This is a genomic window from Chryseobacterium sp. KBW03, assembly GCF_003852415.1.
GTDB lineage: Bacteria > Bacteroidota > Bacteroidia > Flavobacteriales > Weeksellaceae > Chryseobacterium > Chryseobacterium viscerum.
In genome coordinates, this window is the sequence record NZ_QAJO01000008.1 from 127442 (window position 1) to 144118 (window position 16677).

At 34.3% G+C, this 16677-nt stretch carries 14 protein-coding genes; 6 read left to right on the forward strand and 8 right to left on the reverse strand.

The features are described from left to right. The first annotated feature begins 126 nt into the window (after nucleotides 1-126). Both DBR39_RS17855 and DBR39_RS17860 read left to right on the forward strand, forming a co-directional pair. Nucleotides 127-678 (forward strand): hypothetical protein, encoded by a 552-nt coding sequence (locus DBR39_RS17855; RefSeq protein ID WP_228447859.1) that lies wholly within the window; start codon nucleotides 127-129, stop codon nucleotides 676-678. 208 nt (nucleotides 679-886) lie between these two features. Then, nucleotides 887-1642 carry an SDR family oxidoreductase gene (locus tag DBR39_RS17860; protein WP_124535379.1) on the forward strand — a complete coding sequence of 252 codons (756 nt, stop codon included), beginning with the start codon at nucleotides 887-889 and terminating at the stop codon, nucleotides 1640-1642. Between the two features lie 357 nt (nucleotides 1643-1999). On the opposite strand, the gene DBR39_RS17865 is transcribed toward DBR39_RS17860, so the two are convergent. From DBR39_RS17865 to DBR39_RS17880, 4 genes are all read right to left on the reverse strand, one after another. Then, nucleotides 2000-2518, reverse strand: coding sequence for a DUF2911 domain-containing protein (locus DBR39_RS17865; RefSeq protein WP_124535381.1), 519 nt, complete (start codon nucleotides 2516-2518; stop codon nucleotides 2000-2002). Nucleotides 2519-2552: 34 nt separating this feature from the next. After that, nucleotides 2553-4244 carry a sodium:solute symporter gene (locus DBR39_RS17870; protein ID WP_124535383.1) on the reverse strand — a complete coding sequence of 564 codons (1692 nt, stop codon included), beginning with the start codon at nucleotides 4242-4244 and terminating at the stop codon, nucleotides 2553-2555. Nucleotides 4245-4344: 100 nt separating this feature from the next. Then, a complete protein-coding gene (locus DBR39_RS17875) occupies nucleotides 4345-6849 on the reverse strand; it encodes a PIG-L family deacetylase (RefSeq protein ID WP_124535385.1) in 2505 nt (834 codons plus the stop codon). Nucleotides 6850-7368: 519 nt separating this feature from the next. Then, on the reverse strand, nucleotides 7369-7986 hold the full coding sequence (locus DBR39_RS17880) for a hypothetical protein (protein WP_228447860.1): 618 nt from the start codon (nucleotides 7984-7986) through the stop codon (nucleotides 7369-7371). Nucleotides 7987-8688: 702 nt separating this feature from the next. Here DBR39_RS17880 and DBR39_RS17885 point away from each other — a divergent pair. From DBR39_RS17885 to DBR39_RS17900, 4 genes are all read left to right on the forward strand, one after another. Further along, nucleotides 8689-9825: a helix-turn-helix domain-containing protein gene (locus DBR39_RS17885; protein WP_124535389.1), complete on the forward strand. Its 1137-nt coding sequence runs from the start codon at nucleotides 8689-8691 to the stop codon at nucleotides 9823-9825. Nucleotides 9826-9926: 101 nt separating this feature from the next. Further along, nucleotides 9927-11423 (forward strand): serine hydrolase domain-containing protein, encoded by a 1497-nt coding sequence (locus DBR39_RS17890; protein WP_124535392.1) that lies wholly within the window; start codon nucleotides 9927-9929, stop codon nucleotides 11421-11423. Between the two features lie 6 nt (nucleotides 11424-11429). Beyond that, nucleotides 11430-12950, forward strand: a complete 1521-nt coding sequence (locus DBR39_RS17895; RefSeq protein ID WP_124535394.1) for a serine hydrolase — start codon at nucleotides 11430-11432, stop codon at nucleotides 12948-12950. 65 nt (nucleotides 12951-13015) lie between these two features. Beyond that, the gene (locus tag DBR39_RS17900) at nucleotides 13016-14527 is read left to right on the forward strand and encodes a serine hydrolase (protein WP_124535396.1); all 1512 of its coding nucleotides are present in this window, start codon (nucleotides 13016-13018) and stop codon (nucleotides 14525-14527) included. A 165-nt stretch (nucleotides 14528-14692) separates the two neighbouring features. Here DBR39_RS17900 and DBR39_RS17905 read toward each other — a convergent pair whose 3' ends face one another. From DBR39_RS17905 to DBR39_RS17920, 4 genes are read right to left on the reverse strand one after another with little or no spacing between them, the layout of a single operon-like run. Next, entirely contained in the window at nucleotides 14693-15568 is an 876-nt protein-coding gene (locus tag DBR39_RS17905; RefSeq protein ID WP_124535398.1) for a glycosyltransferase family 2 protein, read from the reverse strand. Nucleotides 15569-15578: 10 nt separating this feature from the next. After that, nucleotides 15579-15911: a helix-turn-helix domain-containing protein gene (locus DBR39_RS17910; RefSeq protein ID WP_124535400.1), complete on the reverse strand. Its 333-nt coding sequence runs from the start codon at nucleotides 15909-15911 to the stop codon at nucleotides 15579-15581. Nucleotides 15912-15923: 12 nt separating this feature from the next. Continuing rightward, nucleotides 15924-16361, reverse strand: coding sequence for a transposase (locus DBR39_RS17915; RefSeq protein WP_317127291.1), 438 nt, complete (start codon nucleotides 16359-16361; stop codon nucleotides 15924-15926). Nucleotides 16362-16372: 11 nt separating this feature from the next. Continuing rightward, a complete protein-coding gene (locus tag DBR39_RS17920; RefSeq protein WP_124535402.1) occupies nucleotides 16373-16582 on the reverse strand; it encodes a hypothetical protein in 210 nt (69 codons plus the stop codon). Between the last annotated feature and the right edge of the window lie 95 nt (nucleotides 16583-16677).

The following is a 16677-nucleotide window of genomic DNA, read 5'->3' on the forward strand; positions in this document are numbered from 1 at the left end:
AGTAGCCGGCAATAGATAATCAGAGCTATTGTCGGTTTACTAACTATTAAGAAATACTTGAAAATGAAATCAAAGATGATTTCACTGGCTCAACGAATATACTTCACGAATACAAAATGTAACAAAATGACTAAGAACAATATAAAAACAGCATTATCATCTTTATTGATGTTGGCTGCTGTCACAACAAAAGCTCAAGTTGCAATCGGGAAACAGAATATTACCAATGCATCTGTTTCTTTGGAATTTGCTAATACTGAAAACAGAGGATTTATCCTTCCCTACATAACAGACAAAAGCAATATTACTGTAGAAGGAAGTACGATCTACGACACAACAGATCACAAAGTAAAATACCTGAAAGACTCAGGGGTATGGGCTAATCTTAGTGAGGACGATGGGACGGTAGCTACCATAGGAACGGCAGATGTTTCTATACAAGGATTAGACAAAACAGAGCAATCTAAAGCAAAAACAGCAATCGGAAACAATGGAGCAACTGATACCACAGCCGGAATTCTGGTTTTAACAGATTCTAATAAAGCAATGATTCTTCCCAAGGTAAGCAGCCCGCACCTCAATATCATTAATCCGGCACCAGGAATGATGGTATATGATAACACAAAAAAACAACTTGCGGTATACAATGGTAAAGTATGGTCTTTCTGGAAACCTTAAAACAATTCTCATCCTATAACTTTCAAATACTGCAACCTAAAAACTATACTTAAATAATATTCATAGCGGAAAGTCTGCAGTATTCATATAAAAAAGACCAATACAGAATCATAAGTAAATCACTCATTATCAGACAACATGATAGCTTCGAATTCCGGAAGCTATTTATGAGTCACCACCACAATATCAATAAAAAAAATTATTCATTATGTCAAAAAATAATTTACAAAACAAGGTTGTATTAATTGCCGGAGGAGCAAAAAATCTAGGAGGACTTCTAAGCAGAAACTTTGCTTCCAAAAGTGCAAAATTGGCTATTCATTACAATAGTGATACTACAAAACCAGATGCAGAAAAAACATTGGAAGAAGTAAAAGCATTGGGTGCTGAAGCATTCATCTTTCAGGGAGATTTAACCAAAATAGAAAATATCACCCGTTTTTTTGATGAAACGGTTTCAAAATTCGGAAGAATAGATATCGCCATCAATACAGTCGGAATGGTACTAAAGAAGCCTTTCATAGAGACCACAGAAGCAGAATATGACAGCATGAGCGATATCAATTCAAAAGTTGCCTATTTCTTTATTCAGGAAGCAGGTAAAAAACTGAATGATAATGGAAAAATCTGTACTATCGTAACCTCTTTACTTGCAGCTTACACCGGATTTTATTCTACTTATGAAGGGATGAAAGCGCCTGTTGAACATTTTACAAGAGCTGCTTCCAAAGAGTTTGGAGAGCGCGGTATTTCTGTAACAGCCGTTGCTCCGGGCCCAATGGATACGCCATTTTTCTATGGCCAGGAAAGTGATGATGCAGTAGCCTATCATAAATCTGCATCAGCCTTAGGCGGGCTTACTGACATTAAAGACATTGTCCCTCTTGTTGAATTTCTGGTTTCTGATGGTTGGTGGATTACCGGACAGACTATTTTTGCCAACGGTGGTTACACTACAAGATAATTATTAATTTAATCAATTGTAATCTATTACTTAAGTGCAAATCATTATCAAATTGTAAAACCATTATTAATCTGAACTATACAAAGTAAATCATCTATAAAAGTGTTTGAAGATATGCTCATCTTGTCACTTTAGGAGACAACTATTTATTAGTTGTCTCTTTTTTAATACATAAAAAAACTCTTTATCAAACCCTTACAATCTGATATCTAGTGTTCGATATTTTAAGCGTAAAATGCTTGATCTGTTTTTAAATAAACAGTCTGAAATTACCTCAATAATAATCTTTGATACAATATCAAAATTTTAAACAAAAAAAATCCCGGATGAACGGGATTTTAATTTCTGGTATCAAATTTATTTTATTTCTACAGGCACTGAGATTTTATCCCAATCCATTGTGAATCCATTATTGTTTATTTTATACACTAAAGTTTCCTGTGTTGCTGGTAAAGCTTTTGTTTTTACATCAACACGTAAAGCATCTTTAGCTTCTTCGTATTTATAAGCGCCCCACTGTTTGGGCTCTTTGTTAAAAATCGCAGTCCAGGTTCCGCTTTCTTTAGGAATTAAGAAAAAGCTGTATTTACCTGCAGGCAGTTTCTTACCCTGAACGGTAATATCTTTATCCGTTTCAAAAGTCGTTGCTTCATTGGCACCTGCACGCCAAACTTTATTATAAGCTTCTAAACCACCCCAGATTGTACGCCCTTTTACAGAAGGACTGCTATAGGCTATTGTAACGGTTGCATCTTTAATTTTTCCCGTTGCAGTAGCTGGAGGGCTGGCAGGTTTTTTAGTATCCTGTGCAAAGGCGTTTACTGAAATTGTCATTGCAGCCAAAACCATGGTGGCAGATTTAATCATTGTTTTCATACTATTTTTATTTATTTGTTTTTTTATTGCTCGCTTACGAATTTACTACTTTCGGCTTATAAAACAATAACCCGATTGTTGAAAATATAATGACTGCCGCTGCCCCGATTACGTTAAGCCAAAGGAAAGAAATAATATCGAACTTATAAACGGCAATAACCGCGATTTCTGATAATATTGCAGCAATAAATACATTTGGGCCGGTGATTTTTTTATAGTAAAATGCGACAAGAAAAATCCCCAATATCGGACCATAGAAAAGAGAACCTAATACATTAACCGCTTCAATAAGGGAGCCCATTTGGGTGGCAAACATGGCTACACCGATTGAGAAGATCCCCCAGGCTAAAGTGTGCAGTCGACTGTACTTCAATTCGGTTGCATCATCAGGAATTTCTTTTTTGAATATCAAATGAACATCTTTTAATGAGCAGGCGGCAAGGGAATTTAACGCTGCGGAAATTGAACCCCAGCTGGCCAGAAAAATGACGGCAAACAGTAACCCGATCATTCCTACAGGCAATGTATTTTTCACGAAATACAGGAAAATGTAATTGGTATCCGTTTTCTCTGCATTATAGTTTGAATTATTGATCGCTTCCTCTACCCTGCCGTGAAGCGCTTTTACCTGAGTTTGTGTGTTTTTAAAATCCTGAATTGTTTTTTTGAGTTGGGGAGAATTTTTTTCTTTCAACTTTAGAATCTCTTTCGATTCTGCATTAAATTTGATTTGCAGATTCTGATGCTCTTTTTCAAAAATCGCAGCCTGTTCAGGTTTTGCTTCCTTTAAATGTTGATAAGAGCGTTCGTTAAAATAAATCGGAGCCGGTTTTAGAGAAAAGAAAGCGAAAAGCAAAGCTCCGATCAGGAGAATAGCAAATTGCATCGGAATTTTAACCAATCCGTTCAACAGCAAGCCCATTTTTGCATTGGTATCGTCTTTCGCAGTAATATACCTTCCAACCTGACTCTGGTCTGTACCGAAGTAAGAAAGTGCCAGAAAAAAACCACCAATTAATCCGCTCCAGATATTGTATTTATCCTTCCAATCGAATTCCGTGGTGATTACATTGAGCTTTCCGGACTTCCCTGCCAGATAAAGCGCATCATTAAAACCAATTCCATTCGGCATATTTTGAATAAGCAGATAACCTGCAAAAGCCATTGTTCCCAGAATAATAAGAAACTGTAGTTTTTGGGTATGAGCGATCGCTTTTGCACCGCCAACATAAGTGTAAATCAACAGAATGCCGCCTGTTAAAACATTGGTTAAATAAATATTCCAGTTTAAAACGCTTGACAAGATGATACTCGGAGCATAAATGCTGATTCCTGTTGATAAGCCTCTTGAAAAAAGAAAAAGCAGTGAAGTGAGTACCCTTGTTTTTTTATCAAAACGGTTTTCCAGATATTCATAGGCCGTGTACACATTTAAGCGCTGAAAAATTGGGATGAAAGTGATACAGATTACAATCATCGCCAAAGGCAGACCAAAGTAATACTGAACGAAACGCATGCCGTCTGTATAAGCCTGACCCGGTGCCGAAAGAAATGTAATGGCACTTGCCTGCGTAGCCATAATACCTATCAATACAATGTACCAAGGCATTTTATTATCTGCTTTCAGGTATGATTCGTTGCTTTTTTGGCCACGACCGATCAATACGCCGTAAACCACCACTGCAACAAGTGTAAAAATGAGAACTGTCCAATCTATATTACTCATGCCCAGAATTTAGTAAACCAATAATAAAATGCGATCTGGAATACTAATGCGACAGCTAATAGTATGTACCAGGTATTCCAATTTTTAAGTTTATTGTTCATCAGTTTTTCTGTGCAGATAAAAAGTTTAAAAATAAACGTGCTGCACCCACGTTTCCTGCAGGCAGCTGTCTGAAAAATGCTAACGGTGTATAAATAAAATTACCCTTCCCGTATTTGGCATATAAAGTTGATCCCTGCAGAGGCTCTTCACCTGTATCGTGCATTTCAAAAAGAGGCTCATACGCCGCATCCCATTGAGCAGGGAAATAGGCGCCACGCTCCTGTACCCAACCCTTAAAATCATCCGCAGTAATTTTGTTCGGGAAATTCAGTAATTTATGATTTGGATTTAAAAACGTAACCGCAGCATTTTCTTCGGTAACCCGCTTATTGGCAATGCTGAAATTGTACATCCCCAGTTTGTCAACGGTTGTATCCTGATTGGTGTTATACTGCATCACCAGATTACCTCCAGCTTTTACATATGACCATAAAAAAGGCATCCAGCGACCCAGTTTTTTCTCTGTATTATTGGCACGAATACCCAATACGATGGCATCATACTGCGATAGCTTGTTTTGACTGCCATTTCCAGCAGATTCATCTAAGTTGCCATAAAAATCTTCGTCTTTAAGTACCTCTACCTGAACACCTGCAATGCGTAGGAATTCAGGAATGAAATCGCCCGCTCCTTCTATGTAACCCACTTTTTTAACCTTCGCCTGAATATCACCTTTCATTACGATGGCAGTTGCAGGCGAAAAATATTGTAAAGAGGGTAAATGAGGATATTGAATTAATACTTGTTTTTTATTATAAGTGACTCCATCTGCAACAAAATTGGCATCCAATTGCAAGCGAGATGAATGTATTGTGGCAAGCTTGGATTTTGGAATAACGTAATCGATGGTAGTATCTTTTCCATTGAGTGAATTTATATTAGTGCCACCTAATCGTTCTCCATTATACATCAGGTTTAGAATACCGTTACTGTACTGTTTGTTAGAATTAACCTTAAGATTTAAACTCAAATGTACATCTTCATTTTCTTTGACCACGTAAAGGGGTTGTGCAAATTTCAGTTCCACTGCAGGAACAATACGCAAAGCTTCGACCACATCACCACGCACCGGGTCTAATTTCTTGAAAGATAAAGGAAGTTTAACCTGAAACTTTTCCGAACCGATTTTTAAACCAACCCAAACATTCAGGGGTGATTCTGCCTCCGGCAATCCGACTAAAGTATCATTCGGAACAGAGAAAGTTGCTGCGTTCGTAGGAGATTTTGTCAGCCAGTAAGGTTCTGTGAGTGCTGCATCTGCAGGAATCTGAATGTCATGCTGAATGGTAATTAAAGAATCTTTTGATAGTTTTCTGTTAAAACTTTCTGATTGACTTAACCATTTTACATCTTCTAAAACAACAGGATTTGCAGCTCTCGAAATCAAATTTAATCTGAAATTGTAGTGATCCCCGGCAACAGCTTCAGCCTGATTGGTGACTACCTCACCCATAAACCCGGCACAGCTTACAATGATGTTGTCAATAGATTTAATTTTATCCCTTTTCAGGTCTGCATCTTGTAGCGCCATCACCTTTTTTCGTAAAGCAAGCAAAGCAGGTAAACTAAGGTCAGGATTATTGAAATTGAAAGCTGAAATAATTTTATCTAATGATTGGTCAATATCAGTATTTCCTTTTGCGGTCCAGGTTTTAACGACTCCGTCAAAAAGTGTTGCTTTGGCAGGTTCACCAATAACGTGGGCAAAATATTCAGTTCTGATGCCGGCTACAGACTGTGTTCCCGCACCCTGGCTTTTATGTAAACTTCTGCTTAATCCAGCCAATTCTCCATAGCCCATTCCCAATTGCGCATCATATTGTCCAACAGTAACTTTCAGTTGATTTTCGGCTGTCGTATTGACCCCTCCAAATCGGAAAGTATTCCACAATACGCGTTTTGGCTGCCATACATTGACATATTTTAGTTGATCCGGGAAAGCCGTTTTATCACCTGCCAGCTTAAAAGCTTTTTCCGCAACCACAGCCGAAGCCGCATGTTGTCCGTGGCCTGCCGCAGCAGTAGGAGGAAAACGACAAATGATAACATCAGGACGGAATTTACGGATTACCCAAACTACATCCGCTGTAATGCTGTCTGCATCCCATTGTTTAAAAGTATCGGTAGTATTTTTAGAGAACCCGAAATCAATCGCCCGGGTAAAAAATTGCTGGGCACCATCTAACTTTCTTGCCTCTAAAAGCTCATGCGTTCTGATTAAACCCAATGCTGCACCCTGCTCTGTGCCTAATAAATTCTGACCACCATCACCTCTGGTTAAAGACAAATAGCCCGTTTCTACATTTTGGTCGTTGATTAACCAGGAGAGTAATCCTGTATTTTCATCATCGGGATGAGCCGCAAGGTATAAAACTTTAGGCAGCTGTTTAAGTGTTTTAAGTTCACGATAAATTTCAGATGATTTGGAGGGCCGAACCTGCTGGGCCGAACAAAAAACCGTATAAAAGCCAAGAATAAATACAGTGCTTACTTTTTTGAACATTTGAATTTGCTTTGCGAGGCAAATATAAGTAAATCATCTTTCTCTCAACCTTAAAAGAATCATACTGTGAATTTCACAAAAAAACTGTTTAAAATTTTTTATTAAATCACAAAAGGTACAAAAGTTTTTTAAACACTTAAGCTATTTAAGTTATATACTTTATGTATAAGAAGTACACTAAATTTTTATTGAAAATCAGAGATTTATATTATTATCGCAAATACTGCAGATTAAGCAGATTTTTCATACCTAAGAATGCTGAGATCTTTTGGAAATTATAGGATCAAACCTTATAGGTTTTTAATATACACAAGTTTTTAAACCTATAAGGTTTAGCCCCTTTATAAAATCAGCATCATCTGCAAAATCAGCGAGAGAAAAATATCCACAAACATCCGTGAAATTTGTGGAATCTGTGGGAAATTCTTCTAACCACAAACCCAAGGCTCGACGAAGCTAAAAGAAACCCAAGGTTTGATAATCATATATACATTTTTTTCAATGAAAATAAAGAACTACTTATGTTTTTTTAACTGTATTCCGCGTAAGATAGATATAATTAAACATGCAAAATGTGGCCGCCGCCCCAAAAGTATGCCATAAAAAATGTGTTCCGAAACTCAACCATTCCCATTTATCAACGATACGAAAAGTGAGCGCGAGAGCAAACGACAATAAAGCAAAGCCTACCCATTTGCCGGCTTTCCATTTGGTATAGATTAAATAACTTAATACCGAAAAAAGCACAAATGAAGCCATAATTGCATAATTTACGTTGATAAAGAGTGAAGGGTTATCTATCAAAATCCAATTTCTCAAAGCAAACATAAGTAACAGATATACAAAAACCATTAAAACAGCATAGTACCATCTGGTGCTCTGAGTGACAAAATAAAATCCGGCTGACAAGCATAATAACATAATGGGCAGCCAATCCATCATGATAAATACCGGCCATTGTCTGAATGAATGGTAAACAGTTCCCCCTATGGCACCGACATATAATAAAACCAAGCAGTATGCTAAAAAAGAATATTCTTTAAAATTACCCTTTATTTTAATGGTCCAAAAAATGGCTAAGGCTAAAAATAGTATAGCAGTTATTGCATTTAATGGCTCAGGGAAAAACTGAGCCATATCTGTTTCTTTATATAACATGCCTCCGTCCGGAGGTATTGGGTTTATCGGCATTGTCTTTTTTTATATTAATATTTATAGGCATGTGTCGGAGGTCAAAATAGAAACACAAGCCATTTTTCTAAACATTACTAAAGCATATATACTACTATACTTCTTCTAAATATAGAAAAAATTATGGCATTATATACCTGGGTGTGCCCGATTATATATTATAAAAATGTTAATTCTACTTCTTATACCAATAAACCAGATGGATTATAAAACAAATATTAGTTCATTTTTTGATACAGTACATTTAAATATATAGTTTCCTAAATTAATTTATAGACATTACGGAGGTATATACGGAATGCAGAATTGGTTTGTGATTTATCTTAAACAAAATATAGGAATATCCATATTGACAAACACCAGCTTTAATGAAACAGGGGAATTTTAGAAAAAGTAGTTGAACACTTGAATGATGAAATAAATGTAAACTAAAAAACAATCAGTATACAGCAGCAGTTTAGCCGTAAAAGACAATCAAAGCAAATAAAGATCAACTATCTCAACTTCGATTGTTTTTAATGCTTAAAATTAAATTGCAAGAAGTTTAGCCAATAAGTAAATTTGGTGGCAAAGATAGAAGAACAAAATCATATGGAAATCTTTAAGCTTTCCTATTTAAACATTAAATTGCACCTATCTTAAAAAACGATGGACAAATACAGTTTTTTGAATATAAGTGCTTTTATTGGAATTTTTGTGTTGCTTTTCCTTGCTTTGTTTTTGTTCACTGTGAAAACAAAACATAAATTAGGAAACCGGCTTTTTGCATTTTTCCTGATTGCTAATGCATTTGATACAAGCAAATATTTAATTAAAGACATTCCGGAAAACCTCATCAACTTCGAGGCATTTCGATGGAGCATTGCTTTGTTGGTTCCCGCTCTGTTTTATTTGTACGTAAAATCAATTTGTTTTTATGATTTCAAATTAAAGCCCAAACACTTACTGCACGCCCTTCCGTTTGTTGTTTTTAATTTGGCTTTGATTCCCGGTTTATATTTAGAAAATTCAGCTGAAAAGTTTTATTTTCTAAAGCACATGAATCAAATGCCGGAAATCCATTTCTTCGAAATCCTTTTTGAATCTTTGTTTCAGGTTTATTTTATTGCATCTTATTTACTCTTAAAAAAATCAAAAACTATTTATTTCGAGAATTATACCGATCCGAATTTATCTTTAATAAAAGCACTTTATCTGATCACTATCGTTTATTATCTGCTGCATTTGCTTGTCCTTCTCAGGAGACTGGTCACCTACACCATCGGTTTTGGCGACATTCGGAATTGGATCATAACTATTGATGGATTTACTTTTGTGCTTTCAACCTGTTGGTATTTATATATTGCATTGAGCAATCCTGAGTTTTTCCGAGGTGTAAATTCTCAATTGAAATCGATTACAGATGCTGTTCCAAAACAAAAACCTTCTCTGCTGATTGATGACGAAAAAAATAAGCAAATAGAATTTCTGAAGAATTTTATGACTGAAGAAGAACCGTATTTAGATTCGTCTCTTACCATTCAGGATTTGGCGAAGCAATTAAAAATACCGGTTAAAGAATTATCTGCATTGATTAATCTGTATATGAACAAACATTTTTTTGATTTTATCAACGAATACAGGATTGAAAAGGCCAAGGAAATTCTGAAAGATCCTTCACAAAAAAACCTGACCATTTTGGAAATTTTGTACACCGTTGGTTTCAATTCAAAATCATCATTCAGTACTTCTTTTAAAAAACATACAGGAACAACACCGACGGATTTTAGAAAAAGCTCATTTTAAGCCTCGAATTTATTGAAAAATGAGTTCGACTTTTTTTAATCGGTCGTGTATTCATGCATTCTGGTGCATATTTGCAGCAAATTATAAAATCAAAATATGTTATGAAAAATTTTCTGTTTGCATTTTTGGTGCTTTCATCATTAAATATTTTAGCACAAAAAAACATCTCCAGTTCAAATAAAGAAAAGGCTAAGAAAATCGATTTAATTATCGGTAAATATCACGGTTACGATCTTTTTAATGGAAGTGCACTGGTTATTCAAAACGGCAAAATTGTGCTACAGAAAAATTATGGAAAAGCAGATATGGGCTGGAATATCGAAACAACTTCTGATACCAAATTCAGAATTGGTTCGGTAACGAAACAGTTTACAGGAATGCTAATTATGCAGTTAAAACAGGAAGGAAAAATTAAACTTGAAGATAAAATAAGTGATTATCTGCCTTGGTTCAGCAAAACGGTTGGAAGTAAAATCACCATTCATCAATTATTGACACATACCTCTGGTTTACCCAATTACACGGACTTTCCTGATTTTAAAACAAAAATGGTTTTTGAAAACCTGTCTGGGAAAAATTTTGCGGTTAAATATTTCAAAGATAATCTGGGATTTGAACCCGGAACAAAACAAAATTATTGCAACACAGGATATTATTTGCTGGGATTAATTATCGAAGAAATTACCCAAAAACCTTATGAAGCAGTTCTGAAGGAAAAAATATTTGATGTCATTGGAATGCAAAATACAGGTGTTGAAAATCCGAAAGAAATCATTTCAAATTTTGCACAAGGTTATGATTTTGATTACGATGGCTACCAAAAAACAGATTACATCAATATCAAAACGGCTGTATTTTCTGCCGGAGGAATGTACAGTACAGCAAATGATATGCGAAAATGGGACGAGGCTTTGTACACAACTATTTTATTAAATGACGAGAACAAAAAAATATATTTCGCACCCAATTTAGGTCATTACGCTTACGGTTTGGTTATTCAGAAACATCAGAATTTTTTAGGCTCGGGAAAAGACATTACAACAATGGCACACAGTGGTGGAATCAATGGTTTTTCCTGCAATATTGCGAGAATTCCAGAGGACAGAATATACGTGATTCTGCTAGATAATACCAGAGCAGGGAAAAGAGGCGGCCAATTAGAATCCATTATTGATGACATTTTTGGCGTTTTATACAATGCAAAAGTTGATTTACCTAAACCATTGATCATCTTCGAAGCCTATAAAAAAATGAAAGCTGAATCTGTAGAAAAAGGAATTGCATATTTGAACGATTTAAAGAAAAATAAATTCAATTCTTATAATTTTAATGGTTTTGAAAATGAACTCAATAGATTATCGTACAAGTTTTTAGGTGAAGGAAAAACGGATGATGCTTTAAAAATTATTGATTATTCGGTTTCAGAATTTCCAAATTCATCCAATATTTATGATACCCGGGGCGAGATTTATTTCATTAAAAAAGATTACAACGCTTCCCAAAAGAATTATCAGAAAACGCTGGAACTGAATCCTAATAATGATAATGCCAAAGAAATGCTCCTGAAAATAAATCAGATTTTGTCAACGAAAAATTAAAACAAAATGAAAAACCTACTTTTTTGCTTATTAATAATATCTTTATTTACCAATACACTTTCCGGGCAAGAATTGAATAATCTGTTTTCTACAATTTATGGGGAAAAACTTTTTAACGGAAGCGTTCTGATTTCAAAATCAGACAAAACCATATTTTCCAATAACTATGGATTTTCTAATATTGAAAAAAAAGATAAACTGAATGAACACTCTCAATTTCCCATTGCATCTATCACGAAAACGTTTACTTCCACAGCAATTCTTCAACTTCAGCAGAAAGGAAAATTGAATATTAATGAGCTTGTTCAAAAATATCTTCCAGATTTTCCTTATCCAAATATTACAATCAAACAACTAATCAATAATACTTCCGGATTGGCACAGGAATACACTTTGTTTGATACAATTATTAAAGAACAGCCTGAAAAGATCATTACGAATCAGGATCTTATTCCCACATTTATTCGTTTCAACACACCTCTTTCATTTTCGCCCGGAAGCAAATGGGAATACAATAATGTTAATTTTTGCCTCGCTGCATTGATTATTGAAAAAGTTTCCGGAACCAGCTATTCAGATTTCTTAGAGATGAATATTTTCAAACCTGCCAAAATGAAGAATACATTTGTTCCAGTTGACAGAAAAATTAAAACACGAAATCAAGTAGAATTATACACTTATCCGAATTTTTATTCCACCAATTTTGTGAATACAACTACATTAAAAGAAACTTTCCTGATTTCTGAAAAAAGTAATTTTTACGGAAATGGCGGTATTGTAAGTACGGCTTTAGATTTGCAAAAATATACTGAAGCATTGTTCAATTATAAGATTTTAGGCAAAAAAGAACTGGAAGAAGCTTTGACTGCGACAAAACTTAATGATGGAAAAACAGTCTCTTACACTATTGATGGAAAAGAGATAAGTTACGGCTTAGGCTGGGGAATATACACTGATGAAAGTAATGGGAAAATCGTTTTTCACGATGGTTTCATTACGGGATTGACGAGTATTTTAATGCATAATATGACTAAAAACCAGAACGTTATTTTGCTTTCTAATTTGGGAAACAGTCCTGTTTTTCCTATTTCTGATGCTGTTTTAAATTTAGTCAACCAAAAACCTTACAAAATGCCGGTTCAAAATTTTTCCAGAATCTATGGAAGCCTGGTTGAGAGTGGTAACAGGGAAAAAGCAAGCCAGCTGATTCAGGAATATTTGAAAAAACCGGAAAGTTATGATACATCGGAGAGAGATTTTAACAGATTAGGATATCAGTTTCTTCGACTTCAGAAATGTGAAAACGCTTTACAGGTATTCAATTCAGCAAGTTTGATTTTCCCAACGAGCTGGAATGTTTTTGACAGTTATGGCGAAGCTTTGCATCAATGTGGTAAAAAAGAAGAGGCTAAAATGATGTATCAAAAATCTATTGAACTCAATCCGGATAATGAGAACGGACAAAAAATGCTGTTGAAAATTGAGAAAGAAATAAACAATAAAACGGAAAGTATTAAGAAAAATTAATCCTGGATGTAATAAAACTTCTTTCTGAATCGTCTTTATACTGAAATAGATAACCAAGAATAAAAATGAGAAAAATATATCTAATCCTAATGCTGTCTTTAACCTTGAATATTTTTGCACAAAATGTAAAGGATAAAATAAAATCATTCGAAGATAATCTGCTTCGCTGGGATCAATCGAAAACTAAGAAATGGACTTTAAAAGACAGGATGGCTTTCTACAATATGAATGCGGTAAGCATCGCAGTCATTAAAGACTATAAAGTAGAATGGGCTAAAGCTTATGGTTATGCAGATGTTGCTGAAAACAGACCAGCGACTGCTCACACATTATTTCAGGCTGCGTCTATCAGTAAATCTATTAATAGTTTAGGGCAATTAAAATTGGTTGAACAAGGAAAATTAAGTTTGGATGATGACATCAATAAGTATTTGAAAAGCTGGAAATTCCCATACGATTCGGTTTCAAAAGGAAAAAAAATCTCTATTGGGAATCTTTTAAGTCATAAAGCAGGCTTGTCTGTTCACGGCTTTGGAGGCTATCAAAGAGGAAAAGAACTCCCTACAATAATACAAATTCTCGATGGATTGAAACCATCAAATTCTATTGCGGTTCGGTCTGTGTTTGAGCCCAATCTTAAATTCCAGTATTCAGGCGGTGGAACGACCATTTCCCAATTAATTCTTGAAAATACTACGGAAGAAAAATACGAGGATTATATGTTGAAAAACATTCTTTTACCGTTGGGGATGAATGAAAGTTCTTATCACCAACCTCCTTCTCCAGATAAAGAAAAATTGCTGGCAACAGCTTATAACAATGGAAAAGAGGTAAAAGGAAAATATCATATCTATCCCGAAAAAGCAGCTGCCGGCTTATGGACCAATCCAAGTGACCTGGCGAAATATATCATCGAAACCCAATTGTCATTACTAGGAAAATCAAATAAAATCTTGTCCAGAGAAATGTCTGTAAAAAGAATTGAGAATAATTACGGTGTCTTTCTAAATGATTTCAAAGGCACAAAATATTTCGGACATAGTGGTGGAAATGAAGGATTTGTATGCTACTATATTGGAAGCGTTGAAGATGGAAACGGTTTAGCAGTGATGACTAATGGTAATAATTTTAAGTTGATAGAAGAAATCCTTTTAAGCGTTGCCAGTTTGAACGAATGGAAAAACTATCCTATCGAGCCGCAAAAGGAATCTATTGGCTTAACAATCAGAAAAGAATGTTTGAAAAATATTGATAAAGGAATTGCATTGTACAAAAACCTTAAAAAAAATAAACCAAATGACTACAATTTTTCCAACGAAAATGAATTGAATGAACTTGGCTATGGGTTTCTAAGAGATAATCAATTAGACGCAGCACTTAAGATTTTTGATCTAAATGTCAATGAATTTCCCCAATCCGGAAATGTCTATGACAGTCGAGGCGAAGCTTATTTTAATAAAAAAGATTACACATTATCAAAAAATGATTATCAGAAATCATTAGAATTAAACCCAACCAATAATAATGCGAAGGAAATGATTTTGAAAATCAATCAAATTTTTTCCAATAAAAACTAAGACAATAATATACTTTAATGTACCATCAACTGATATGTATGAAATTAGGATGGAAACCTTTGTTTGGATTAAACCTTCGCCTGTTTTTACATCAAAGCAATATTAGAATTAAATTGGTATGTTAAAGTATATCGTCACCATAAATTATTCAGTACAATATGAAATTTAGAGATGAAAAATTGACCAAAATTTCTTCATTATGGGCAAAAAATCATACTGAAAAAAGGTTATGATTTTTGTTTTCGATCTGTAAAGGAAACTATTCTGATATTCCAGAAGATCGAATATTTCATTGGGTTGATTGAAAGTTTTGGGAACTATCCTGCCATTGATTTTTTTCACCCCCCTTCTGTGCATTGTTTCCAGAATAATTTGGGCAAATGAGGCTTTTGCGGTGTCTTTAGAATCATATTGAGAAATTCCGTCCGGATGTATCCTGTACTTATACAAACTTTTTTTTATAAAAAGAGCTTCTCCAAATTCCAGAATTTTTAAATATAGATCCTGATCAACAGCATTTTTATGTAATGGATTAATTCCAGTTGTTTTTAAATAGATTTCTCTTTTAAAAGTAAAAAGATGGGTAAACTGAACAGGACAATTAAAAAATAAACGTTCGTTATATATTTGCTTGGTTTTATTAAAAATATTTTGTGAAACTAAATCTTGATTGCAAAACATCATTTGAGAGTATGTTGCAACAATTTCAGGGTGGTCTTTAAATGCATTGACAGAGCATTCTATAGCATCCGGAGAAAGAGCATCATCAGGGTCCACATATCCACAAATATCACCGGTTGCATATTCCATACACCTTCTTTTGGTAAATCCACATCCTTTGTTCGTGATATTCTGATATATTTTAAAACGAGAATCTTCTTTAATAAGATTGCTGATCACCTCAAAAGAATCATCAGTAGATCCATCATCAATTATAATCGCTTCCCAGTTTTTGTAGGTCTGACTGATAAATGATGCATGGCAGTCTCTAAAATATTTGCCATTATTGTAATTGGCTATGAGAATTGAGAATTTTATCATTGATCAATATTTAACATTCTGCAAAGAATATTTTTCTCCATTTTGCGATTGTATTCCTGCTCATTTTAAAATGTTCTGCCAGCTGGGTATTATTAAGTCTGTTTTTTTTCTGAAAATCCAGGATCTCGAATACGGCAGTCCGGGTATAAGATTTGTGCCTCTGGTTAAAATCTAATACTCCTTTATTCGATTTATTACTGAAAAGAATATTGTTAATTTTGATTACATCCAATACAGAAAGAGGATCTTTAGTGAGGAGTTTCTCACAGGTGCTCCACTTTTCGGGATATTTGGTCAAGATAAGATCTTTATAGATTTTGGAATAATTAGGTGTATTTTTCATAGTTTTTTAGAATTATTGTTTGTTTTTATACTTACTGAGCCATTTGTAAAGAGTTGTTTTAGGAATATTATATTCATCAATGACCTGCTGTTTCGTTTTTTTATCATTCACAATGAGTTCCAGAATAAAATCTATTATTTCTTTGTTATAAATATTTTTCCTGAATTCTGGTACAAGTGATAGTTTTTTTTCTTTAAGAGTATTGCAATTTGAAGATGCAGCTGGGGAATATAAAATGAGATGCCCGCTGTATATCCTGAAAAAGTCATATTCCAGAAGCTTACTCCATTTTAATAATGTTTCAGTATTCATAGAGGCATGAAGAAACATCTTGTCTACTTCCTCTTCTGAGCATTTGAAAAAATTGCAGGTCCTTTCTATAGCAATTTCTTTTTCTTTCCATTTGATTTCAATGAGATTTCCTATATGTATATCTTTAAAATCAATCATATTTTACTTTTTTATTTGTTCCACAGGTTTTTAGTTACGGTACAGTATCCTTTAATTATATTATTTTCAAAAAACAGATATAAAAATCTTTTCCTTCCCAGATAATTTCTACCCAGACAGACAATCCATTCGTCTGAATAACGATCATTAAACTCTCTGTTTTTCAGCAAGTCTAAAATCTCTTCTCTTGTCTTTCCTATCAGATTACAGTGTTCTATCATTAAAGTATATTTTAACTGTCAATTTTTATATGATTCCTCTTTTAGTATCTTTTACATTACAAGTATCATTTCGGGGCTATTTTTCACGATAGCCC